This is a genomic window from Pseudomonas sp. UBA7530 (assembly GCF_002479365.1).
In the GTDB taxonomy this organism is placed as follows: Bacteria; Pseudomonadota; Gammaproteobacteria; order Pseudomonadales; family Pseudomonadaceae; genus Aquipseudomonas.
The window spans coordinates 1-23,507 of record NZ_DLMS01000010.1 but is presented as its reverse complement, the minus strand read 5'-3'; the positions used below and the strand labels follow the sequence as shown (position 1 = coordinate 23,507).

At 63.6% G+C, this 23,507-nt stretch carries 24 protein-coding genes; 7 read left to right on the top strand and 17 right to left on the bottom strand.

What is annotated here, in order from left to right; genetic code table 11:
* Positions 1 to 14: 14 nt before the first annotated feature.
* The 16 genes from B2U07_RS13335 to B2U07_RS13255 all read right to left on the bottom strand — a co-directional run bounded on the left by B2U07_RS13335 (position 15) and on the right by B2U07_RS13255 (position 16,123).
* Complete coding sequence (locus B2U07_RS13335) at positions 15 to 1,163, bottom strand: NAD(P)/FAD-dependent oxidoreductase (protein ID WP_275547775.1); 1,149 nt, start codon at positions 1,161 to 1,163, stop codon at positions 15 to 17.
* Between the two features lie 256 nt (positions 1,164 to 1,419).
* Positions 1,420 to 2,175, bottom strand: a complete 756-nt coding sequence (locus B2U07_RS13330) for an outer membrane beta-barrel protein (protein WP_275547776.1) — start codon at positions 2,173 to 2,175, stop codon at positions 1,420 to 1,422.
* 230 nt (positions 2,176 to 2,405) lie between these two features.
* Positions 2,406 to 3,746 carry a hemolysin family protein gene (locus B2U07_RS13325; protein WP_197858546.1) on the bottom strand — a complete coding sequence of 447 codons (1,341 nt, stop codon included), beginning with the start codon at positions 3,744 to 3,746 and terminating at the stop codon, positions 2,406 to 2,408.
* Positions 3,747 to 3,808: 62 nt separating this feature from the next.
* Positions 3,809 to 5,128 (bottom strand): phosphate regulon sensor histidine kinase PhoR, encoded by a 1,320-nt coding sequence (gene phoR, locus B2U07_RS13320; RefSeq protein ID WP_275547777.1) that lies wholly within the window; start codon positions 5,126 to 5,128, stop codon positions 3,809 to 3,811.
* 36 nt (positions 5,129 to 5,164) lie between these two features.
* Complete coding sequence (gene phoB / locus B2U07_RS13315; RefSeq protein WP_003242584.1) at positions 5,165 to 5,854, bottom strand: phosphate regulon transcriptional regulator PhoB; 690 nt, start codon at positions 5,852 to 5,854, stop codon at positions 5,165 to 5,167.
* A gap of 87 nt (positions 5,855 to 5,941) precedes the next feature.
* Positions 5,942 to 6,832 (bottom strand): 4-hydroxybenzoate octaprenyltransferase, encoded by an 891-nt coding sequence (gene ubiA, locus B2U07_RS13310; protein ID WP_275547778.1) that lies wholly within the window; start codon positions 6,830 to 6,832, stop codon positions 5,942 to 5,944.
* Positions 6,833 to 7,029: 197 nt separating this feature from the next.
* Complete coding sequence (locus B2U07_RS13305) at positions 7,030 to 7,581, bottom strand: chorismate--pyruvate lyase family protein (protein ID WP_275547779.1); 552 nt, start codon at positions 7,579 to 7,581, stop codon at positions 7,030 to 7,032.
* 781 nt (positions 7,582 to 8,362) lie between these two features.
* Entirely contained in the window at positions 8,363 to 8,809 is a 447-nt protein-coding gene (gene flgN / locus B2U07_RS13295; RefSeq protein ID WP_275547780.1) for a flagellar export chaperone FlgN, read from the bottom strand.
* The gene (gene flgM, locus B2U07_RS13290; protein WP_161867928.1) at positions 8,806 to 9,084 is read right to left on the bottom strand and encodes a flagellar biosynthesis anti-sigma factor FlgM; all 279 of its coding nucleotides are present in this window, start codon (positions 9,082 to 9,084) and stop codon (positions 8,806 to 8,808) included. The genes flgN and flgM overlap by 4 nt, the downstream gene beginning before the upstream one ends.
* 78 nt (positions 9,085 to 9,162) lie before the next feature.
* The gene (locus B2U07_RS13285) at positions 9,163 to 9,588 is read right to left on the bottom strand and encodes a flagellar FliJ family protein (RefSeq protein WP_197858541.1); all 426 of its coding nucleotides are present in this window, start codon (positions 9,586 to 9,588) and stop codon (positions 9,163 to 9,165) included.
* The gene (fliI, locus tag B2U07_RS13280; protein WP_013717781.1) at positions 9,585 to 10,901 is read right to left on the bottom strand and encodes a flagellar protein export ATPase FliI; all 1,317 of its coding nucleotides are present in this window, start codon (positions 10,899 to 10,901) and stop codon (positions 9,585 to 9,587) included. The genes B2U07_RS13285 and fliI overlap by 4 nt, the downstream gene beginning before the upstream one ends.
* A 16-nt stretch (positions 10,902 to 10,917) precedes the next feature.
* Positions 10,918 to 11,610: a flagellar assembly protein FliH gene (gene fliH / locus B2U07_RS13275; protein WP_275547781.1), complete on the bottom strand. Its 693-nt coding sequence runs from the start codon at positions 11,608 to 11,610 to the stop codon at positions 10,918 to 10,920.
* Between the two features lies 1 nt (position 11,611).
* Positions 11,612 to 12,676 (bottom strand): FliG C-terminal domain-containing protein, encoded by a 1,065-nt coding sequence (locus B2U07_RS13270; RefSeq protein WP_197858539.1) that lies wholly within the window; start codon positions 12,674 to 12,676, stop codon positions 11,612 to 11,614.
* Positions 12,651 to 14,345, bottom strand: coding sequence for a flagellar basal-body MS-ring/collar protein FliF (gene fliF, locus B2U07_RS13265; protein WP_275547782.1), 1,695 nt, complete (start codon positions 14,343 to 14,345; stop codon positions 12,651 to 12,653). Before fliF ends, B2U07_RS13270 begins: the two co-directional genes overlap by 26 nt.
* Before the next feature lie 19 nt (positions 14,346 to 14,364).
* On the bottom strand, positions 14,365 to 14,700 hold the full coding sequence (locus tag B2U07_RS13260) for a flagellar hook-basal body complex protein FliE (RefSeq protein WP_275547783.1): 336 nt from the start codon (positions 14,698 to 14,700) through the stop codon (positions 14,365 to 14,367).
* Between the two features lie 13 nt (positions 14,701 to 14,713).
* The gene (locus tag B2U07_RS13255) at positions 14,714 to 16,123 is read right to left on the bottom strand and encodes a sigma-54 dependent transcriptional regulator (RefSeq protein WP_275547784.1); all 1,410 of its coding nucleotides are present in this window, start codon (positions 16,121 to 16,123) and stop codon (positions 14,714 to 14,716) included.
* 479 nt (positions 16,124 to 16,602) lie between these two features.
* On the opposite strand from B2U07_RS13255, the gene B2U07_RS13250 reads away from it, so the two are divergent.
* The 7 genes from B2U07_RS13250 to flhA are packed head-to-tail and all read left to right on the top strand — an operon-like array spanning position 16,603 to position 22,871.
* A complete protein-coding gene (locus B2U07_RS13250) occupies positions 16,603 to 17,442 on the top strand; it encodes a FliM/FliN family flagellar motor switch protein (RefSeq protein WP_197858535.1) in 840 nt (279 codons plus the stop codon).
* Complete coding sequence (gene fliN / locus B2U07_RS13245; RefSeq protein ID WP_197858534.1) at positions 17,439 to 17,810, top strand: flagellar motor switch protein FliN; 372 nt, start codon at positions 17,439 to 17,441, stop codon at positions 17,808 to 17,810. The genes B2U07_RS13250 and fliN overlap by 4 nt, the downstream gene beginning before the upstream one ends.
* Positions 17,810 to 18,562, top strand: a complete 753-nt coding sequence (fliP, locus tag B2U07_RS13240) for a flagellar type III secretion system pore protein FliP (protein WP_197858533.1) — start codon at positions 17,810 to 17,812, stop codon at positions 18,560 to 18,562. The genes fliN and fliP overlap by 1 nt, the downstream gene beginning before the upstream one ends.
* Positions 18,563 to 18,574: 12 nt before the next feature.
* The gene (locus B2U07_RS13235; protein ID WP_275547785.1) at positions 18,575 to 18,847 is read left to right on the top strand and encodes a flagellar biosynthetic protein FliQ; all 273 of its coding nucleotides are present in this window, start codon (positions 18,575 to 18,577) and stop codon (positions 18,845 to 18,847) included.
* Positions 18,848 to 18,850: 3 nt separating this feature from the next.
* A complete protein-coding gene (gene fliR, locus B2U07_RS13230) occupies positions 18,851 to 19,645 on the top strand; it encodes a flagellar biosynthetic protein FliR (RefSeq protein ID WP_275547786.1) in 795 nt (264 codons plus the stop codon).
* Positions 19,638 to 20,771 carry a flagellar biosynthesis protein FlhB gene (flhB, locus tag B2U07_RS13225; RefSeq protein WP_197858530.1) on the top strand — a complete coding sequence of 378 codons (1,134 nt, stop codon included), beginning with the start codon at positions 19,638 to 19,640 and terminating at the stop codon, positions 20,769 to 20,771. Before fliR ends, flhB begins: the two co-directional genes overlap by 8 nt.
* Positions 20,772 to 20,774: 3 nt before the next feature.
* Positions 20,775 to 22,871, top strand: a complete 2,097-nt coding sequence (gene flhA, locus B2U07_RS13220; protein WP_275547787.1) for a flagellar biosynthesis protein FlhA — start codon at positions 20,775 to 20,777, stop codon at positions 22,869 to 22,871.
* A gap of 114 nt (positions 22,872 to 22,985) precedes the next feature.
* Here the strand turns inward: flhA and B2U07_RS13215 are convergent, their stop codons facing one another.
* A complete protein-coding gene (locus B2U07_RS13215) occupies positions 22,986 to 23,327 on the bottom strand; it encodes a PilZ domain-containing protein (RefSeq protein ID WP_197858528.1) in 342 nt (113 codons plus the stop codon).
* Positions 23,328 to 23,507 lie beyond the last annotated feature (180 nt).

Below are 23,507 nucleotides of genomic sequence, written 5' to 3'. Positions count from 1 at the left end.
AGAACGGCAGGCAATCATGCCAGCAGCGCAGGCAGCTCCTTGTTCAGGGCCAGTTTCTCCTGCACCGCGGCGCCGGTCAGCGCATAACCGAGCAGTGCGCCGGAAGCCTCGCGGCAGAGCGCCTTGATATCGCGGCCGCTGCCTTCGACGGTCCACTCTCCCTGGCTACCACGCGGCGGCGGCGAGACCACCAGCGGGCATGCCGGCGTCTTGACCGTCACCGGCATCGGCCCGTAGCCCACCGCTGTCGGCTCGCCGGCCAGGGTTTTGGCCAATGCCCGGGCACAGGCCATCAGCGGCATGACATAAAGCAGGTTGAGGCCATCGACCTCGGCGCAATCTCCCAGGGCATAGATATTGGCGTGCGAGGTGCGCAGGTGGCGGTCGACCATCACGCCACGGTTGATGTCCAGACCGGCTGCTGCAGCGAGTGCGGTGCGCGGGCGTAGTCCGACTGCGGAAACCACAGCATCGCATGGGATCAGGCGACCATCGGACAGCGTGGCCTGCAGCGCGTCACCCTGGCGGTCGAGACTGGCCAGCACCGGGCCGAGATGAAAACGCACGCCCAGATCTTCCAGGCCAGCCTGCACGGCAGATGCCGCAGCCGGATGCAGCAGAGCTGGCATCACCTGCTCGCAGGGCGCCAGCAACTCGACCTGGTAGCCGCCGGCAGTCAGATCGTTGGCGAACTCGCAGCCGATCAGGCCCGCGCCGAGAATCAGCACGCGCCGCTTGCCGGCCACGGCGCTCCGAAAGCGCGCATAGTCCTCCAGGTCATTGATCGGAAACACCGCGTCCTGGGCATCACCTTCCACCGGGATGCGAATCGGCTCGGCACCCCAGGCCAGCACCAGATCGCGATAAGGCACGGCCTCCTCACCGATCCACAGACGCTTGTGGCCGGGGTCGATGCCGGTGATGCGGGTATGAGTGCGGATCTCTGCGTTGAGCTGCTCGGCCATGGCGCCGGCTTCGGCCATGGCCAGGCCATCGGCATCCTTGTTCTTGCCGAAGCCGGTGGACAGCATTGGCTTGGAGTAGGAACGGCCGTCGTCGGCGGTGATCAGCAGCAGGGGCGTCTGCGTGTCGAGCTTGCGCCATTCCTTGGCCAGGTTGTAGCCGGCCAGGCCGGTCCCGACGATGACGACTGGTGCACTCATGCTGTGATTCCTCGCTACACAAACAACGCAACGGCCCGCTGGCCGTCACCATTGATTCAAAAGATTCAGGTGCGCTCGATACGCTCGAAGTGAACTGGGCCGCAGTCGTTGCAGGCCTGGGTCAGTCGACTGAGAGATCTCACTGGAAGTGGCGCCACCACACCCTACTGGATCAGGCAGCAACTGGCCAGAAGTGGCGCGGTAGCGAAGGTAGAGCCGCCCGACAGCGCGGGCGGTTTCTAGAATGCGGCTTGGCTTAGAACGCCAGGCCGACGCGCAGGCCGACCTGCTCCTGCTTGAGCTTGCTGCGCTCGGCGACGGCACTGTTGCTGTCGAGCTCATAGCGGGTCTGGGTGTAGTACAGGCTGGTGCTGATCGGCAGGTTATTGATGCCCTTGTTCCACAGCACGGTCAGTTCACCGTAGGGATTGACCTTGTCTTTGAGGTCCACGGAATCACTGTCGCCATCGATCTTCAGGCGCGCTTCGGCGTCGATCGAATAGCGAGCACCCACTTCCAGGCGCAGGGTGTAATCCGGCGTCAGGTAGTTGTAGCCGAGCCCGGCCTTGGCGAAGGGCGATTTGCTGGTCAGCTTGACGTTGCTGTCGAACGGTCCGACGTCGTCCTGCTCGATGCGGCCCCAGTCGTAGCCACCACCGACGATCACGTCGACATAATTGTTGGTGCTCAGCGCGGCGCGCAGGCCGAGGTCGATATCGGCACGCGCGGACTTGTATTCCACATCGTCCTTGTCACGGTACTGGCCTTCGATGCCCGCCTGGTAGATGAAGCCTTCCTGCCCGGTCAGCTTGTTGCCGAAGTGGTAGAACAGGCCGCCCTGGTTGAGGCGTTCCTTGTCGCTTTCATCGTCCACGGTGAGCTTGTACTGATTGTGCGAAGCGATGACACCAAAGGTGGAGATGGGGTCGGTGACCGAGTCTGCATAGGCCTGCGAGGCGCCCGCCAGGCAAAGGGCGAGTGTTGCTTTGGGGGTTATGCTGGACAGCTGCATGACGATTTCCTTGGCAATTGAGTGGATAACGTCCCCGCGCGAGGTGGGACGCAAGTACCTAGACTGAGCCTGTAGGGAGTGATTCGCCCCGCCCGATGAGCGGTCGCCAAGCTGAACAGGCGCTGAACGAGCAGCTAACGTCCATGAACTTGTCGTCAAGTTCCGACTCAGCGATCAATCGCCATGAGGCCTTTCACCGCAGCGGCGCCGTCGCCTGGCGCCCTGCGGCGTCAGTCCAGCTTGACCACTTTGGCCAGGACCACCTTGGGTCCCTTCATCTTCTTGACGATGATGCGCAGGCCATCGGTTTCCAGCACCTCTTCTTCTTCAGGCATGCGCTTGAGGGTCTCGTAGATCAGACCGGCGAGCGTCTCGGCCTCGATATGGTCGAGGTCGACGCCGAGCAGCCGCTCGACCTTGGCCAGCGGCGTGTCACCGCGCACCAGCAGCTTGCCCGGCTGGTAGGCGAGAATGCCGCGCTCGGCCTTGCGGTGTTCGTCCTGGATATCGCCCACCAGCGCTTCCAGCACATCCTCCATGGTCAGGTAGCCGATCACCTTGCCGTCGGCCTCCTCGACCAGGGCGAAGTGCGCGCCGCCCTGGCGGAACTGTTCGAGCAGCTGCGACAGCGGCATATGCCGACTGACGCGCTCCAACGGGTGCATCAGGTCCCCCAGCTTCAGCGCCGACGGCAGCATCTCCAGCAGCGATAGATGCAGCAGCAGATCCTTGATGTGCAGCACGCCGACGAACTCGCCCTTGCTCTCGTCGAAGATCGGGTAGCGGCTGTACTTATGCCGGCGGAAGGTGGCGAACACCTGGTCCAGACCAGCGTTGAGCTCGAGGAAGATCAGGTCTTCACGCGAGTTGGCCCAGTCCACCACTTCCAGTTCGCCCAGCTCGACCGCCGACGCCAGCACGCGCAGGTCCTGGTCGTTGTCGCTGGTGGCGCGGCTGGAATGCAGAATCAGCTTGAGCTCTTCACGGCTGTAGTGGTGCTCGTGGTGCGGCCCCGGCTCGCCCTGCCCGGCGATGCGCAGGATGGCGTTGGCGCTGGCATTGAGCACGAAGATCGCCGGATACATCAGCCAGTAGAAGGCGTACAGCGGCGCGGCTGTCCACAGCGACAGCAGCTCCGGTTTGCGGATGGCCCAGGACTTGGGCGCCAGCTCGCCGATGACGATGTGCAGGTAGGAAATGATCGAGAACGCGGTGAAGAAGGCGATACCGTGAATCAGCTTAGGTGACTCAACGCCCACCGCCACCAGCAGCGGCGTGAGCAATTCTGCAAAGGCCGGCTCACCGACCCAGCCCAGGCCCAGCGAGGCCAGGGTGATGCCCAGCTGGCAGGCCGAGAGGTAGGCGTCCATCTGGTTGTGTACGGTGCGCAGGATGTGCCCGCGCCAGCCGTGGGCCTCGGCCAGGGCATCGACCTTGGTCGCGCGCAGGCGCACGATGGCGAACTCCGCGGCGACGAAGAAACCGTTGAGCAGTACCAGGAACAGGGCGAACAGCATGAGGCCGAAATCGGCAAAGTAGGCAGAAGCGGGGAGACTCGTGGAGGGGTCCATGAAGGTTCGGATTGGCCAATGATCGCTAGAGGTTGGAGCTTCGTCGTGGCGAATGCAAGCACTCAGCGCGCGCGCTGCACCACCTGCGCCGCAGCGAAATGGCAGGTGAAGGTGCTGCCCTTGCCGGGCACGCTGCTGATCTCCAGATTGCCGCGGTGGCGCAGCAGCACATGCTTGACGATGGCCAGGCCGAGGCCGGTGCCGCCGGTGTTGCTGGCGCGGCTGGAATCGACGCGATAGAAGCGCTCGGTCAGACGCGGCAGATGCTTGGCGTCGATGCCCATGCCGGTGTCGCTGACCGCCAGGTGCGCCCCCTTCTCGTCACCCCACCAGCGAATGCGGATGTCGCCACCGGCCGGGGTGTACTTCACGGCGTTGAACACCAGGTTGGAGAAGGCGCTGCGCAGCTCCGCCTCGCTGCCCTTGAGCTTGAGGTGTGGATCGGCCTCTAGGCTGATGCGGTGGTGCTGATCGCCCGAAAGAGCCTGGGCATCATTCTTGATTGACAAGAGCATCAGGTCGGCCGCCACCGGCTGGTTGTCCGAGGGGTAGTCAGTGGCTTCCAGTTTGGCCAACAGCAGCAGATCGTTGAGCAGGGTCTGCATGCGCGCACCCTGCTGCTGCATCTGCTGCAGCGCCCGCAGCCAGCGCGGATTGACCGCCTCGACATTGTCCAGCAGGGTCTCCAGATAGCCGGCAATCACCGTCAGCGGCGTGCGCAGTTCGTGGGAGACGTTGGCGACGAAGTCCTTGCGCATCTGTTCCAGCTGATACAGACGGGTGACGTCGCGCACCAGCAGCAGGTGCTCGCGATTGCCGTAGCGAGTGATATGGAATTGCAGGCGACGACGGTCGTTGACCGGCGAGGGAATCTCCAGCGCATCAGTGTAACTGCCGCGCTCGAAGTATTCCTTGAAACGCGGGTCGCGCACCAGGTTGGCCAGTTGCTGGCCGCTGTCCTGCGGTGTCTTGAGGCCCAGCAGGGTCTCGGCGGCGCGGTTCCACCACTCCAGATTGCCCTGGCTGTCGAGCATTACCACGGCGTCCTTGAGCGCCGCCGTGGACTCCTGCACGCGATCGATCACCGCCTGCAGACGGCCGCGGGCCTTCTGGTTGCGACGCTGCAGGTGATAGATGCTGTCGAACACCTCGCCCCACAGGCCGTAGCCATCCGGTGGCGGTTCATCGGGTTTGTGCTCGCGCAGCCATTTGTGCAGGCGCAGCAATTGGCTGAGGGTCCAGCCCAGGTGAATGGCCAGACCAAGGGCCAGCACCCAGGCGTACTCGCCGGTGAGGAAACCGAGCAGCAGGCAAGCACCCACCAGCAGCAACAGCCGACGCACCACGGCGCCACGCCAGTCTTGATTCACGATGGAGCGCATCCTTGTCGAGCGGCTGGCGCAAATTCGCGCCAGCGATTAACCCTTGGTGGAGAAACGATACCCAGTCCCACGCACGGTTTGCACCAGGTTTTCGTAGGCATCGCCGAGGGCCTTGCGCAAACGGCGGATATGCACGTCGACGGTGCGCTCCTCGACATAGACGTTGCCGCCCCAGACCTGGTCGAGCAGTTGGCCGCGGGTATAGGCGCGCTCCTGATGGGTCATGAAGAATTGCAGCAGACGGTATTCGGTCGGGCCCATCTCGGCGGGCTTGCCGTCGATGGTCACGCGATGGCTGATCGGGTCGAGCAGCAGGCCGCCCACTTCGATCGGCGCCTCGCTGTCGCTTGGCCCTGCGCGGCGCAGCACGGCCTTGAGACGCGCCACCAGTTCGCGTGGCGAGAAGGGCTTGGTGATGTAGTCGTCGGCGCCGACTTCCAGGCCCTGGATCTTGTTGTCCTCTTCGCCCTTGGCGGTGAGCATGATGATCGGGATATCGCTGGTCAGCTCGTCGCGCTTCAGGCGCCGGGCCAGCTCGATGCCACTGGTGCCGGGCAGCATCCAGTCGAGCAGGATCAGATCGGGTTTGCGGTCGACGATCACGGCATGGGCCTGCTGGGTATTCTCCGCTTCCAGGCACTCGTAGCCAGCCATCTCCAGGGCCACCGCGATCATCTCGCGGATCGGTGCTTCGTCATCGACGATCAGGATGTTCTTGCCAACCATGGGGGCCTTAGCCTCTATTCGTTTCTCTGTCTGCGCCGCATTAGATAACGGAATTATTGCAGCGATATGACAGGTAAGCGGCAGTGCCTAGCGCAATGCGTAGTCCAGCACGATTCCGACAAAGATCGCCAACCCCGCCCAGTGGTTGTGCAGGAAGGCGTTGAAGCACACCAGTGGCTCGCGGCGGCGGGTCACATGGAATTCCCAGGCAAAGCATGCGGCGGCCACCAGCAGACCGAGGTGGAAGTACAGGCCCAGCTCGAAATGTGCGCCAGCCAGCAACAGGCAGAGCAGCGCCAGGCCCTGCAGGCTGGCGATGATCAGGCGGTCGGCGTCACCGAAGAGGATGGCAGTGGATTTAATCCCGATCTTCAGATCGTCCTCGCGGTCGGCCATGGCGTAGTAGGTGTCGTAGGCCACGGTCCACAGCAGGTTGGCGATGTACAGCAGCCAGGCTTCAGGCGGCAGGCTGCCGGTCTCGGCGGTGAAGGCCATCGGCATGCCCCAGGAGAAGGCCGCACCAAGCACCACCTGCGGGTAGAAGGTGTAGCGCTTCATGAACGGGTAGCAGGCGGCCAGGGCCAGGCCGCCGAACGACAGCCAGATGGTGGTGGCGTTGGTGAACAGCACCAGCACGAAGCTCAGCGCCACCAGCACGGCGAACAGCACCAGCGCCTCGCGCGGCTTGACCTTGCCGCTGGCCAGCGGGCGCGCCTGGGTGCGGCTGACGTGGCCGTCGAAGTTGCGGTCGGCATAGTCGTTGATCACGCAACCGGCGGCGCGCATCAGGATCACGCCGACGACGAAGATGAACAGATTCTTCGCACTCGGCACGCCTTCGGCCGCCACCCACAGTGCCCACAAGGTCGGCCACAGCAGCAGGTAGATGCCGATCGGCTTTTCCAGGCGCATCAGCTGGATGAAGTCCCAGGCGCGCGGGTGCAGGCGGGTGGTCGATTGCAGCAGGCGGGTGTACATCGAAGCGTCTCCGTGCAGGTTGCGCGGATTATACGGGCAAGCGCGTGTGGGAGGCGCTTTAGCGGCGATGCTCACTGCCACAGGCGCCCAGGGCGTACTCGGCTTTGGCTTGCTGCGTCGCTCTACCTTGCATCCATGCAGTCGTCGCGAAGCAGCACGCCATGGGCCAACATGCCTGAGCGACGGTATTGCGAACTCTAGGCCTCGATGCCCGCCGCCAGCCAGAACGCCGGCAGAAACACCTCGGCCACCAGCACGCCGAGCGCACCACGGCTGAAGCAGGAGCGGCGCGCCCACAGGCGCTCTTCGCGCACCTCCGGTGGCAGCCAGGCAGCCGGATAACGACAGGCCTGCAACTCGCCGCGGTCGAAGGCACGGTCACTGAACAGCAGCTCACCCAGCGAGCGACTGCCCAACTCGGCCAGGTTCAGCCCCGAGCCTTCCAGCGCGCTACGCGCGGCGACGCTGCGGGCGAACACCCAGGGCTGCCCGTGACCACGCAGGTACACCTCGCGCACCCAGCCCTGGCTGCCTTCGGCGACGCCGATCAGCGCGCATTCGTCGCTGCGCAGGCGCTGCCAGCCTTCCTGCAGCGGCGTGACGGAGAAGCCGTCATGCGACAGCGCGGTGAGGCGGCGGGTCAGCGAGTCTTCGTTGAACAACCAGTCGCGCACACCGGCAGCCGGCTGCGGATGCAACTGGGCGCAGGTCAGCCAGCGCGGCGGATGAGCGAGAGCAGCGTGAGGCACGGGAGGAATCACCACGGATCGAAAGCGCGCGAGTCTAGCACGGCGTGGCAGGTGCCTTCAGTTCGCCGCTGGAGGTACAGGCGTCAGACCATGGGAGCGGACTTGTCCGCGAATGCCGGCCTGCCTAAAGCTCGCGGACGAGTCCGCTCCCACAAGAGCCGAGGAGGGGTTGAGTACTCAATACGGCTGCGGTGTGTACAGCTGGCCGGCGCCCGGCTCGCCGAGCAACTGGTCGAGAATCTCGTTGTACATGGCCAGCAGCTTGCCGTTGCGCTAGTTCGAGGTGTCTGCGCTGGGCCTGTGGATAACGCGCCAGCAGCTGCGGCAGGTGCCTTCAGTTCGCCGCTGGAGGTACAGGAGCCAGACTGTGGGAGCGGACTTGTCCGCGAATGCTGGCCTTCCTAAAGCTTGCGGACGAGTCCGCTCCCACAAGAGCCGAGGAGGTGTTGAGTACTCAATACGGCTGCGGTGTGTACGGCTGGCCAGCGCCCGGTTCGCCGAGCAACTGGTCGAGAATCTCGTTATGCATAGCCAGCAGCTTGCCGTTGCGCTCGTTGAGACGCTTGCACTGGCCGGCCAGTTGGCCGAGCTGCTCCCAGGTGAGTTCGAGGTGTTTGCGCTGGGCCTGTGGATAACGCGCCAGCAGCTGCGGCAGGTGCCTTCAGTTCGTCGCTGGAGATACAGGCGCCAGGCCGTGGGAGCGGACTTGTCCGCGAATGCTGGCCTGCCTAAAGCTCGCGGACGAGTCCGCTCCAACAAGGGCCAAGGAGGTGCTGAGTGCTCAATACGGCTGCGGTGTGTACAGCTGGCCGGCGCCCGGCTCGCCGAGCAACTGCTCGAGAATCTCGTTATGCATAGCCAGCAGCTTGCCGTTGCGCTCGTTGAGACGCTTGCACTGGCCGGCCAGTTGGCCGAGCTGTTCCCAAGTGAGTTCGAGGTGCTTGCGCTGGGCCTGTGGATAACGCGCCAGCAGCTTTTGCATGGCGCTGTTGCCACTGCCCAGCTGGAAGGCGGCGAGCACCTTGCTGCGGCGTTCCGCGCGCGCCTTGGCCTGGTCGACCAGCGGCAGGATCTGTTCGTTGAGCAGGTCGATCTGCCTGCTGTCTCGCTTGAGCAACTGTTGATACAGCTCCTGCATCAGACCGCGCAGGGTCAGATAGTCGGCGCAGTCCTGATGCAGGTCCTGCTCGACGATCTGCAACAGCTGTTGCTCACGCGCAGTGGTCACGCATCGCTACCGCTGTGGTAGGTCAGCATGCTGCCGGCCAGTGCGGCCGGATCGCTGCTCAGTTCACCGCGCGCCAGGGCGGCCTTGAGCTGAGCGACCTTGTCCAGATCGACGTCCGGCAGGCTGCGCAGGGCGTCCTGCAACTGCTCCAGACGCGGTTCCTGGCTGGTGCTGGTGCGGGCATTGGCGCCTGGCTGCGGACGGGCGCTCTGCACCTGCGCCGGAGCGTCGCTGGGCAGGTTGAGGCTGGGCTTGAGATGCCTGCTGATTTCCATGATTCGAATCCAACTCGCGTGGTGTTATGGCCTAAGAGCGACCGGGCACGGCAAGAACTTAAACACGTCGAATGAAAATTAGCTGACCTGGGTGCGCCACCAGGCCTGCGCGGCCAGACCATCCTGAATCTTCTGCTCCTGGCGGGCAAGCTGCTCCTGCCACTGCCCCATCTTGCCCTCGAGAAACTGGGTGATGACCTTCTCGCTGCGCATCGCCGCCAGCAGCTCGCGCTGAATACGCGCCAGGTTCTCCTCGGCCAGCGCCAGCTCGCGACGCTGCAGTTCGACCATCTTGTACAGGGTCGCCTTGTAGCGCTGCTGATTGTCGCGCTGCAGAGGCGTGGTCATCGGCACGGTGAAGCCGCACAAGCGGCTGAGGCCGGTGATGTTGTTGCGGTAGCGCTGGCAGAGGTTCTGTTGATAACTGACCCGGCCGAGCATTTGCTGCACCTTGCTGCCGCGCAGGCTGGCCAGGCGTCCGAGCATTTCCAGCTGTTCTTTCATTTGATGATGCTCTGCAAGGTGGCGATGCTGGCGCCGAGCTCGGCGCTGGCACCGACCTCCTGGCGCAGGAAGCGTTCGAGGCTGGGCGCCAGCTGCACGGCGCGGTCGGTCTTGGCGTCCATGCCCGGGGTGTAACCACCCAGCGGGATCAGCTCCTTGATCTTTTCATAGGTGCTGTAGAACTCCTTGAACTGGCGCCCGGCAGCCAGGTGCGCAGGCTCGCCGACCTGGCTCATGCAGCGGCTGACCGAGGCGGAAATGTCGATGGCCGGGTAGTGGCCGACATCCGCCAGGCGCCTTGAGAGCACGATATGGCCGTCGAGGATGGCGCGCGCGCAATCGACGATCGGGTCCTGATGGTCATCGCCCTCGGCCAGCACGGTGTAGATGGCGCTGAGGCTGCCGCTGCCGCTCTCGCCGTTGCCGGCGCTCTCCACCAGTTCCGGCAGCATGCCGAACACCGACGGCGGATAGCCCTTGGTCGCTGGCGGCTCGCCGAGCGCCAGGGCGATCTCGCGCTGTGCCATGGCGTAGCGGGTCAGCGAATCGACCAGCAGCAGCACGTCCTGGCCCTGGTCGCGAAAATAGGCGGCGATGCTATGGCACAGCTCGGTGGCCTTCAGGCGCATCAGCGGCGACTCGTTGGCCGGCGCCACCACCACCACCGCCTTGCGCAAGCCTTCCTCGCCGAGCGAATGGAGAATGAATTCCTGCACCTCGCGACCACGTTCGCCGATCAGCCCGACCACCACCACATCGGCCTTGGTCTGTCGGGTGATCATCCCCAGCAGCACGCTCTTGCCTACCCCGGAACCGGCGAACAGGCCGACACGCTGGCCTTTGCCGAGGGTCAGCAGGCCGTTGATGGCGCGCACGCCGACATCCAGCGCGGCCTCCACCGGGCGCCGCTTGAGCGGATTGACCGAAGGCAGCTCGACCGGCAGCGGGTCGCGCCCGGAGAGCTTGCCGCGCTCGTCCAAAGGCTCGCCAAGACCATTGACCACACGGCCAAGCCAGGACTCATCGATCTGCAGCAACGCCTCGTCCTTGGCCGGGAATACCCGCGAGCCGGCGGCCAGGCCGACCGGCTTCTTGAATGGCATCAAATAGGTGATATCGCGGTTGAAGCCGACCACCTGCGCATCCAGCAGGCTGCCGTCGGCCTGCTCGACGCGGCAGCGCTGGCCGGTGCTGCGCTGGCAGCCGAGGCTTTCCAGGAGCATGCCGGAAACCCGCACCAGGCGGCCGGCCACCTTGGCCAGCTGCACACCGTCGAGCGAGCGCAGCGCTTCGTCGAGTTTGTAGTCGAGCATCCGCGTTCGCTCCCGCTCAGGCTTCGGCCAGGTGCATGTGCTCGGCCAGCGTATCGATGCAGGCATCCAGACGCTGCTGGCAGCCCACGTCGGCCTCGGCCTGCGGCGTGACTACTCTGCACTCGCCCAGCGCCAGGCGCTCGTCGGCCACCAGCTTCCAGCCGGCGGCACGTTCCGGCGCCACGGCCTTGATCCGCGCGTATTCCTCGGGGCTGAGCAGTACCTGCACGTCTTCGGACTCGCCCGGCATGCTCGCCAGGGCTTCCTCGACCAGCGCCAGCAACTGGGTCGGATGCAGCGTGAGTTCGCAGCGGATCACCTGCTGCGAGACCTTCTTCACCAGCTCCAGCAACTCCTGGCGGCGCTTGTGCTCCAGCTCGCCGAGGTACTGTTCGACCTTCTCGCTGATCTGCTGCAGCGGCTGCGCAGCCAGTTCGAATTCGCGACGGCCCTCCTCGCGGCCTTCCTCACGCCCGAGTTTCAGCCCCTCGTCACGGCCCTGCTCGAAGCCGGCCTGGCGCCCGGCCTCCTCGCCTTGCTGCAGGCCGTCCTGGTAGCCCTTCTCGATGCCTTGCTGAAAGCCGTCGGCCATGGCCCGCTGCAGACCGGCGGCATCGCCGCTCCAGTCCACTGCCGGCTGGCTGTTGCGCGGCGGGAAGCGGTAGGCGCGCCACTGGCGGGCGTCGCCCTTGATTACCTTGACCGTCATCTCATTCCACCGTCTGTTCGCGGAACAGCTGCACCTGCAGCTCGCCGTTGGCCGACATTTCGCGCACCACGGCCATGATGTCCTTGCGCACCTGCTCGACGCGGCTCAACGGCACCGGGCCCTGGCGGCGATTGATCGACTCCATCTGCTGCGCCTGGCGCTTGGGCATGGCGCCCTGAATGGCGCGCACCAGCTCGGGCTCGGCGCCCTTGAGGGCGACCACCCACTCTTCCAGCGGCACGGCTTCGAGCAGCGCCTGGAGCACGTCCTGGTTCTGCCGCGAGAGGATGAAGAAGTCGTACATTTCATCCTCGATGCGCTCGACCAGCTGGTCGTCATGAGCACGCAGCAGCTCGAACATCTGCCCGCGGTCGCCCTTGAAGCGGTTCATGATGTCGGCGGCCTGCTTGATTCCGCGCACCTGCGAGCCCTGGGTGCTGAGTACCGCCAGGCTGCGCTCGATCAGTTGCTCCAGCTCGGCGATGACGTCGCTGTTTACTTCGCTGAGGTTGGCGATGCGGTAAAGCAGCTCGTCCTGGCGCTCCTTGGGCATGCACTCGAGTACGTCGCTGGCCATGCCCGGCGGCAGGAAGGCGAGGAACACCGCCTGCATCTGCGCGTGCTCCTTGGCGATCAGCGCGGCGAACTGCTTCGGATCGAGCCACTCCATCTTGGCCATCTTGGCGCGGATTTCCTCGCCGTAGATGCTGTCGAGCAGCGAACGGGTGATCTCGCTGCCCAGCGCCTTGCTAAGCATGCCATCGAGATAGCCACGCGAGGCGCCCTTGATGCTGCTCTGCTCCTTGTAGTCCTCGAAGAAACGGCCGATGACATCGGAAACCATCGGCTGCTTGACGTTGGACAGGCGCGCCATGGCCTGGCTGATGCTGACGATCTCCTCGCGCGAAAAGTGCTTGAGCACGCCGGCGGAAATCTCGTCGCCCATGCTCAGCATGAGGATCGCGGCCTGCTCGGAAGAACTCAGCGAACGCTTCTGCACGCGCAGGCGCATTTCTTTGGCGGTGGAACCACCGCGGCCGTCAGGCTGGGTTGAGGTCTCGCTCATTGCGTCCTATCCATTGTTTGATGACTTCCGAGACGCGCTCGGGATCGTTCTTGGCCAGCATCTGCAGGTGTTCGATCTGCAGCTCCAGGCCCGAGCCAGGCGCCGGCAGGCGAATCTCCGACAAAGGGCTGAGTTCACCGAGGATGGTGGCCCCCGGCGCATCGTCGCCAACGCGGGCCAGCAGGCGCTCGGCCGCACGCTCGGCATGCAGCGCCAGCTGATCATCGCCCTCGGCCACCGCCGGCAGCGCCGCCTGGTTGCGCTGGCTCAGGCTGCGTACCGCAGGACGCACCACCATCAGCAACAACAGCAGACTGATCAGGGCGAACACGCCAAGCTTGGCCAGGTCGTGCACCTTGGTGTTTTCCCACCAGGGCAGCAGGTCCTCGCCCGCGCCATTGATGCTGGCATCGGTAAAGGGGAAGACGCTCAGCGTCAGCAGGTCGCCGCGCGCCTGGTTGAAACCCACGGCGCTCTTGACCATCGCCGCGAGCTCCTCGCGCGCCTCTGGCGTCCAACCACCCTCCGGCGCCACCGCGGCATTGAGCACCACGGCGATGCTCTGCTGACGCAGGCTGAACGGCGCATGTTTGACGTGGGTAATGCTCTGGTCGTAATCGAGTTGGCGGTTGGATTCCTTGCGCAGCGAGGTCGCCGCCTGGTTGGCGTTGTCCGCCTGAGCACCCGCCTGCGCCTGCTGGTTGGCGGCCTGATTGGCCGGTGGGGCCGGTTGCGGCGGCTGATTGGCCAGCGAACCGGGCACACCAAGCGCCAGCTGGTCGAGCACGCTTTCGTCACGCAGCACTTCATTGCGCAGCCGCGGGTTCTCGCCATAAGCCTGGAAGGTTTCTTCCTTCTGGCTGAAGTCGATGTCGGCCGACACGCTGATACGATAATTGCCGCCACCGAGCACCGGCGCCAGCACCGCTTCGGCATTGGCCACCGCCTTGCTCTGGTAGTCATCGACCACCTGCCAGTTCTGCACCGGGCCGCCGAGGGTATCGATGCCGCGCGACAGCAACGCGCCGTACTGATCGACCACCTGCACGTTGCCGGCCTCGAGCTGCGGCACGCTGCCGGCCACCAGATTGACGATGGCGCTGACCTGCTCCGGCGCCAGCTTGTAACCAGGTGCCAGCTGCAGCATCACCGAAGCCTTGCCCGGCTCGCGCTTGCCGACCACGAAGGAACTGCTTTCCTGCAACGCCAGGTGCACGCGGGCACCTTCTACGCCCTTGAGCGCCATCACCGTGCGCGCCAGTTCGCCCTCCAGGCTACGCTTGAGGCGTACGTCCTGGACGAACTGGCTGGTGCCCAGCGGCTCGTCCTTGTCGAACAGCTCGTAGCCGGCCGGCACCTTGACCTGCACGCCCTTGGCCGCCAGCAGCATGCGCGCGCGGCCGAGCTGATCCTCGCGTACCAACACCTGACCGCTCTGCGGATGCAGGCGGTAGCTGATGGCGTCGCCATCAAGCACCTGCATCACCTCGGCGGCCGGGTAGGCCTCGCCGGCTCCGTACAGCGGGCGGAAAGAGCCCTGGTCACGCCAGAGGTAGAACACCACACCAACCGCCAGCAAGGCGGCGATCAGCGCGAGGCCGATCAGGGTCATGCGTGGGTCGAGTTTCAGCCCGGTTTCGGGCAGCTTGCTTCTTATAGTCTGCAGCACGCGTCAGTCCCCGATCCGCTTACAGCGGCATCTTCATGATGTCGTCGAAGGCGCTGGAGAGCTTGTTGCGCACCTGCATCAACGCGCTGAAGGAAACGCTGGCCTTCTGGCTCTCGATCATCGCGCCCACCAGGTCATCGCTCTGCCCACTGTCGACGGCCGCCATCAGCTCGCCGGAGCGATGCTGCTGTGCGTCGACCGCACGTACCGCATGATCGAAAGCGGTGGCGAAACCGCCCTCGCCAGGCTGCCCGACGAAGGCCTGCGCAGGCTTGATCGGCGACGCTTCGCCGAGGTTCTTCATCTGCTCCATGCGGCCCAGCAGGTCCTGCTGCACCTGGCTAATCGGATTCATCCTTTTGTTTCTCCTAGACGGGAATCTGAACGCCCTGCTCGCGCATGGCGTTAAGGCGATAGCGCAGTGCGCGCGGGGTCATGCCAAGGCTTTCGGCGGCCTTGGTCTTGTGCCCGCCGAAACGGCGGATGGTGTCGATCACATGTTGGTACTCGGCCCACTTGCCACTGGCGCGCAAGGCTGCCTTGCCGCCCTCGAGCACCTGTGGCTGCAGGCGTGGCGCCAGCTCTGCCGCGCTGCTGGCGGCAACGCTCAGGCCCAGGTCCTGGGCCTGGATGTACAGGCCATTGCGCAGGATCAGCGCACGCTGCAGGCAATTCTCCAGTTCGCGCACATTGCCCGGCCAGTCATGCGCCAGCAGCGCGCGGCAGGCATCTTCGGTCAGCAGTTCATGGCGCGCGTCCTGCGGCGCGTACTGGCGAATGAAACGGCGCGCCAGGGCCAGCACGTCCTCCTTGCGCTCGCGCAGCGGACTGATGTGCAGCGGCAATACGTCGAGGCGGAACATCAGGTCGGCACGGAAGCGCCCCTCGGCCACTTCCTGCTGCAGATCACGGTTGGTGGCAGCGATGATGCGCACATCCAGAGCGATTTCGCGGCGCCCACCCAGGCGCTCGACGCGCTGCTCCTGCAGCACGCGCAGCAGCTTGGCCTGTAGCCCCAGCGGCAACTCGCCGATTTCGTCGAGCAACAGCGTGCCGCCATTGGCCAGTTCGAACTTGCCCGGTTGGGCGCTCACGGCGCCGGTGAAGGCGCCCTTCTCATGGCCGAAGAGAATGGATTCGAGCATCTGCTCGGGAATCGCCGCGCAGTTCACGGCAATGAAGGGCGCGTCATCCTGCGCCGAGAAGCGGTGGATGTAGCGCGCCATCAGTTCCTTGCCGGTGCCGGTCTCGCCGGTAATCAGGATCGGCGCACGGGTCATGGCCACGCGCTGGGCCATGGCCAGCAGGCGGCGGCCGGCCTGCGAGCAGGACACGAAACCCTCTTCGCCGGAGCTGGCCGACTCCTGGCGACGCAGCAAGGCACTGAGCTGGGCTTCGCTGAAAGGCGCCAGCAGATAATCGACGCAGCCCAGCTCCAGCAGCGCGGCGGCTTTCTCCTGGTCAGCATATTCCACCACCGGCACCACGCCGACCCGGCCGGCCTGACGCAGAATGGCGCCCACCTGCGCATACAGCGTGTTGCCGGCCAGGCTGCTGACGAACACCAGCACCAGACTGGCATCTTCCAGTACGGCCGGATCCAGCTCCAGGCAACTGGCAAAACGTCGAACAGGGAAACCCTGGCGCTGCAGGCCGCCGGTAAGCAGGCGCTCGCTGGCGGCGTCGGCCTGACCGATCACGACTATATGTTGCTGCCCCAGCTGTTCATCGAACAGCTCGTCGCAGGCGTAACTTACCGTTTGAGTTGAATGCTGCAAGGTAAATCACCCGTTGTCTTTCATGAGCCAGGCGGCGGCGTTCGACCGCGTGTTCAAAACTGCCAAGCAGATGACAGATTTTTTTCACAGGGCCCCTTAATCTTTTGAAACTTTCCGTCGCCCTTATGGGTCAACTCAGCAGCACTTTTCTGCGTGGCATCTATATGCGCGACGGATCACGGCGCGGACGTTAACAAGCGCACAGAAAATCGCCGAATTACTTGCTGTTATTTCCTATCAATGCTGGCAAGCAGCCATCAAAAACAGCATTTGATATCTATTGATTTAATTTCCCACCCTCCCTCCGCCTAGACTTCCTCTCGTCATCACTGGGCTGCAGCGCTGTGCCCGGATGATTTTCGACGCCATGGCCCCTGCGATGCTGCTGCGGCCTGCCGGCATATCAAAACGTCCTCTGCACGCCCTTCGAATGCCTCGTGGGTGCTCGCGCAGTTACAACCAGGAATACAGCCCACAACATGACGGGGATTAAAAAAGTCCTTCATGGCGTGCCCGCCGACAGTCTGACCCGGTTGAAACCGCAGAAACTTGGCCGGCACTATCACAAGATTCCGCACTATATTCGCGAGCTTTCCAGCAAATATCCGCGAATCATCAGTGATTACTTTTTGCGCAACTATCGAATCAATCTCGAGTTGCTGCGGGTGGATGTTCACGAGCAGGTGAATAAAGAAGCCGAGTGCCTCTATCGCTCGCCATTGGGCAAGGTCGGCTTCGCCATGGACCGCCCTCTGCTGACCGAAGCGCTGGAGTGTTACTACGGTGGCACCTGCCTACCCAACCATGAAGCGCCACCGGTGAGCACCTCGGAGCAGCGTATGCGTACGCGCCTGGGCCTGGACGTGAGCCAGCTGTTCGCCCGCTCGATCCTCGCCGGCCAGACCTTCGGCAAGCTCGAACCTTATGACAACGCCTATGAAGAGGCCGCCTGGGAGTACGTGGCGGAGTTCAACTTCACCAGCCATATCACTGGCAGCCAGGCATCGATCTTCATCTACCTGGACACACAGCTGGTCGACGAGCTGACCAGCCGCCTGACGCCTCCGGTTGCGGTGGCCCAGAGCGGTAATTCGCTCAATCAGATTCGTCAGTTGCCGGTGCGCCTGGACTGCGTGGTGGCCAGCCTGCAGATGCCCCTGTCGCAGGTTCTCGCCCTGCGTCCCGGCGACATCCTGCCGATGCGCCTGCTGGAGCGCTGCGACGTACAGATCAACCAGCAGAAGCTGTTTCGCGGCGCCATCTTCGAAGACGACGGCTCCTTGTTCCTGACTTCTCTTGAGAGCGTGAAGACCCCATGAGCAGCCCCATTTCCGATAACGATTTCGACAGCCTGATCAACGACGCCGGCCTCAATCTCGACGAGGCCGTCAGCGACTCCTTGCCCGAGCAGGCGCCCGCCGCATTGCCGCAGCAGGACCTGAGCTTCTTCGGCAAGATCCCGGTCAACGTCACCCTGGAGGTGGCCTCCACGGAGATCACCCTCAAGGAGCTGATGGATGTCGACGCCGGCAGCGTGATCGCCCTCGACAAGCTGGCCGGCGAGCCGCTGGACGTGAAGGTCAACGGTGCGCTGTTCGCCAAGGCCGAGGTGGTGGTGATGAACGGCAACTACGGCCTGCGCATCGTCGAGCTGTCCGGTAGCGGCCTCAGCGGGCTGGGCGTGTGATGCTGCGCCGGCTGCTGCAACTTGGCCTGCTGCTGACGGCCCTGTGCTGCCCGCTGCTGGCTCAGGCAGCGGGCGGCGACATCACCCTGTTCAACTTCAACGACACCGAAGACGGCCAGACTCTGAGCGTCAAGCTGCAGATCCTGCTGATCATGACGCTGCTGGGCTTTCTCCCGGCCATGTTGATGATGATGACCTGCTTCACCCGCTTCATCATCGTCCTGGCGATTCTGCGTCAGGCCATCGGCCTGCAGCAGAGCCCGCCCAACCCGGTGCTGATCGGCATCGCCCTTTGCCTCACCCTGCTTGTGATGCGCCCGGTGTGGCAGGAGATGTACACGGAGGCCTACGTGCCGTTCGAGGCAGACCAGATCAGCCTCGAGCAGGGCCTGGGCGAAGGCAAGCGCATCATCAGCCAGTTCATGCTGGCGCAAACCAGCAAGAACTCGCTGGAAACCCTGGTCGCCCTGGCCGGCGAGGAAATGCCCGACGACCTCGCCCAACTGGACTTCTCCCTGCTGCTGCCGGCCTTCGTACTGAGCGAGCTGAAGACCGCCTTCCAGCTCGGCTTCATGATCTTCGTGCCCTTTCTGGTGATCGACCTGGTGGTGGCCAGCGTGCTGATGGCGATGGGCATGATGATGCTGTCGCCGATGATGATCTCGCTGCCGTTCAAGCTGCTGGTCTTCGTTCTGGTGGACGGCTGGACGCTGCTGGTCGGCACCCTCACCACCAGTATCCAGCCCTATTAGCGAGGCCTTGCGATGTTCACGCCCGAACACGCCGCCGAGTTGGTGGCCCATGCCGTCTACATTACCGGCCTGATCGTCTGCGTATTGGTGGTGCCGAGCCTGCTCGGCGGCCTCTTGGTGAGCATTTTCCAGGCGGCCACGCAGATCAACGAGCAGATGCTCAGCTTCCTCCCGCGCCTGCTGATCACCCTGGCGATGCTGGTGTTCTCCGGCCACTGGATCCTGCGCACCCTGGGGGATCTGTTCATCGAAACTTTCAAGCAGGCCGGTCACCTGGTGGGCTGAAGCATGTCCGAACCCGTGCTCCATGCCAGCCAGTATCTGACCAGCCTACAGGCCTACTGGTGGCCGTTCTGCCGCATTGTCGCGCTGCTCAGCATGGCGCCCTTGTTCAACCACAAGGCGGTGTCGGTGCGCGTACGCATCCTCCTCGCCCTGGCGCTGACGGTCGCCCTCGGTGCGGCACTGCCGGACATGCCGCAGATCGATCCGCTATCGCTGAAAGGCCTGATGACCGCTCTGGAACAGATCGCCTTCGGCGTGCTGCTGGGCCTGACCCTGCAACTGGTGTTCACCATCTTCATGCTGGTCGGTGAGGTGGTGTCGACGCAGATGGGCATGAGCATGGCGCGCTACAACGACCCGGTGAACGGCGTGTCGTCGTCTTCGATCATCTACCAGCTGTATTTCATCCTGCTGGTGCTGCTGTTCTTCGCCATCGACGGCCACCTGGTCACCGTCAGCGTGCTGTATCAGAGTTTCCTGTTCTGGCCGGTGGGCAGCGGCCTGCACTACCTGGGCGCGCAAAGTTTCATCCAGGCCTTCGCCTGGGTGCTGGCAGCGGCGGTGCTGGTAACCCTGCCCGTGGTGTTCTGCCTGACCCTGGTGCAGTTCTGCTTCGGCCTGCTCAACCGCATCTCGCCTGCGATGAATCTGTTCTCCCTGGGCTTCCCCATCAGCATCCTGATGGGCCTGCTGTGCATCTACCTGACCCTGCCGAACCTGCCCGACAGCTACCTGCATCTGACCCGCGAGCTGCTCAACGGCATGGGCGTGATCCTGCGCGAGGGCGGCGATGTCTGAGCAGAACAGCGGTCAGGAAAAAACGGAAGAGGCCTCCGCGCACAAGCTGAAGAAGAGCAAGGACGATGGCCAGGTCGCGCGCTCCAAGGACCTGTCGACCACCATCTCGCTGATCGCCACGCTGTTCATTCTCAAGTTCAGCGCCGGGCTGTTCCTCGAAGGGCTCAGCGACAGCTTCCGCCTGTCCTATATCCAGTTCGGCCATAGCGAGATTGGCCTGGATGACCTCGACACCCTGCTTGGCTACAACATGCTGGTGTTCATCAAGCTGCTGGCACCGCTGCTGCTCACCTCCCTGCTGGTCGTGGTGCTGTCGCTGGTACCCGGCGGCTGGGTATTCTCCGCAAAGAACTTCGCGCCTAAATTCAGCAAGCTCAACCCCATCACCGGCCTCGGCCGGATCTTCTCGGCACAGAACTGGAGCGAGCTGCTCAAGTCGGTGCTCAAGGTGCTGGTACTGCTCGGCGTTGGCTATGTTCTGGTGCGCGCAGCCCTCCCGGACCTGATCGCGTTGCAGCGCAGCAGCGTGCTCGAGGCGGTCTCGGCAGCCTTTGACCTGACCTTCAATCTGACCCTGTGCCTGATGCTGATCTTCGTCGTGTTCTCCTTTATCGACATCCCGCTGCAGCGCTATTTCTTCCTCAAGAAACTGCGCATGACCAAGCAGGAGCGCAAGGAGGAACACAAGAATCAGGAGGGCCGCCCCGAGGTCAAGGCGCGCATCAAGCAGTTGCAGCGGCAGATGCTGCAGCGGCAGATCAGCAAGGTGATCAAGAACGCCGACGTGGTCATCGTCAACCCGACGCACTACGCCGTGGCGCTCAAGTACGACAGCAAGAAGGCCGCCGCGCCCTTCGTGCTGGCCAAGGGGGTCGATGAGACCGCCCTGTATATGCGCCAGATGGCGGCCAAGCATGAGCTTGAAGTGGTGGAGATTCCGCCGCTGGCACGCGCCATCTACTTCACCACCCAGATCAACCAGCAGATCCCGGCGCCGCTGTATACCGCGGTGGCCCATGTGCTGACCTACATCCTGCAGCTCAAGGCCTGGCGCCAGGGCCGCAGAAGCAAGCCGCAACTGGCGAGCAACCTTCCGATTCCCGACAGCTTGGCCAACAGGGGCTGATTCATGAACCTACTGCAGCAACTCGCGCCCACCTTCCGCAGCGGCCGTATCGGCATACCGGTGCTGATCCTGTCGATCCTGGCCATGGTCATCCTGCCGCTGCCACCCGTGCTGCTCGATGCCCTGTTCACCTTCAACATCGCCATGGCCATCCTCGTGTTGCTGGTCAGCGTGTCGTCGAAGAGCCCGCTGGATTTCTCCCTGTTCCCCACGGTGATCCTGATCACCACCCTGCTGCGCCTGTGCCTGAACGTCGCCTCTACCCGCGTTGTGCTGCTCGAAGGCCATACCGGTACCGGTGCGGCGGGCAAGGTGATCGAGTCGTTCGGTGAAGTGGTGATCGGCGGCAACTTCATAGTCGGCCTGGTGGTGTTCGTGATCCTGATGATCATCAACTTCATCGTCGTCACCAAGGGCGGTGAGCGCATCTCCGAGGTCACCGCGCGCTTTACCCTCGACGCATTGCCGGGCAAGCAGATGGCCATCGATGCCGACCTCAATGCCGGTCTGATCGAACAGAACGAGGCCAAGCGCCGCCGTTCGGAAGTGGCCAAGGAAGCCGATTTCTACGGGGCCATGGACGGTGCTTCGAAGTTCGTCCGTGGCGATGCCATCGCCGGCATCCTGATCCTGTTGATCAACCTGTTCGGCGGCTTCGCCATCGGCCTGTTCGTCTACGACCTGGGGGCGGGTCAGGCCTTCCAGCAGTACGCCCTGCTCACCATCGGTGATGGCCTGGTCGCGCAGATTCCGGCGCTGCTGCTGTCCACCGCGGCGGCCATCATCGTCACGCGGATCAACGAATCCTCGGAGATTACCGATCAGGTACACCGTCAGTTGCTGGCCCAACCGGCACTGCTCTACACCGTAGCCGGCATCCTCTTCGTCCTGGCTCTGGTGCCGGGCATGCCGCACCTGGCCTTCATCAGCTTCGCCGCGCTGGTGGCCTTCGTCGCCTGGATGGTAGCGCGCAATGGCCCGCCGAAAGAAGCAGCGAGCCTGGAGCAAGTGGAAGCCCTGGGCAAGGCGATGGAACAGGAACGCGCGCAAAACATGGTGTGGGAAGACATTCCGCTGGTGGAGCGTCTGTCCGTGTCGCTGGGCTACAAATTGGTGGGTCTGGTCAACGAAGCCGCCGGCGCGCCGCTGACCCAGCGCGTGCGTGGCGTACGCCAGACTCTTTCGGAAAGCTTGGGTTTCCTCCTGCCGGAAGTGCATATCCGCGACAGCCTGCGCCTGAAGGCCTCGCAGTACAGTATCCAGATCAACGGCGAGAAGATCGACGGTGCCGAGCTGCACGCCGACCGCATGATGGCCATTCCCTCACCAGAGCTCTATGGCGAGATCGACGGCATCCTGGGCGTCGACCCGGCCTACCGCATGCAAGTGGTGTGGATTCAGCCGGAGGACAAGGCGCGGGCATTGAACCTCGGCTACCAGGTGATCGACTGCGCCAGCGTGATCGCCACGCACCTGAACAAGGTAATCCGCGAGCACCTGCCGGACGTGTTCAAGCACGATGACGTCGACCACCTGATGCAGCGCCTGCAGGTTCAGGCGCCGAAGCTGGCCGAGAGCCTGAAGAACCAGCTCAGTTATACCCAGCAGCACCGCGTCTACCGCCAGTTGCTGCAGGAGCAGGTGCCGCTCAAGGATATCGTCACCATCGCCACCACGCTGCTGGAAGCCAGCGAGTCGACCAAGGACCCGGTGCTGCTGGCATCCGACGTGCGCTATGCGCTACGACGCAGCATCGTCGGCATGATCGCCGGCGAGCGTCAGGAGCTGTCGGTGTTCATCCTTGAGAATGCGCTGGAGAACACCCTGCTCAATGCTCTGGCCATCGCCCAGCAGGCCGGCCCGGTGAGTCTGGATAACATCCCGGTGGAACCGAGCCTGCTAAACCAGTTGCAGAACACCATGCCGGTGGTGAAGGAGAAACTGCGCAAGGACGGCCATCCCCCGATACTGACCGTGATGCCGCAGCTACGCCCGTTGCTGGCCCGCTACGCCCGGGTCTTCAGTCCAGGGTTGCATGTGCTGTCGCAGAACGAGATCCCTGACCGAGTAGGTGTAAATATTCTCGGCACCCTGGGCTAACCGATTCACCAAAGGTGGATGCGCTCTCGCATCCACCGCGCCTTGCCTGCCTCTCAGAAAGATCGCTACAGCAGCAGATCGTCCTCCTCTCCGCGTTACCGGCTTTGGCCCCGCCTAAGCTTTCTCCTTTCGCACCTTGCGCATCCCTTCGATCAGCCGGACGTACTCGGCCGAATCCCCCTGCAGAGCGAGCCCAGCCTCGAAAAAGCCTGTGCGGATATTCTCCTGCGACCACTGACAAGTCATATCCACGTCCACCTGGCGCATCTCCCCCTGCCGGTCACGCATACGCACACGCAGCTTCAGCTCGCTTCCCGGCTCTACCGGGGTGTCGGTCAGCAGTTTCATCCCGCACTCGGAAACGTCGCCGGCATAACCGATCAGGGTGTCGCTATCTCGATCGCTGATCTTGATGCGAAAGGTGGAACGGAAGGTAATTCGACTCGATTGACGCATAGGAGAATGCCTTAGTGCTCGCCACGTCTGATGGGATCGCGAGGATCAGTCGTTATCAATCGAGATCATTCGAAACGTAATCGCCAATTGATAGCCTGTGACTCATCACAGCAAGACGACCACGAAGTGCAGATAGTTAAATCCTAAGACGCTGTTTCACCTGTAGGAGCGAGCTCTGCT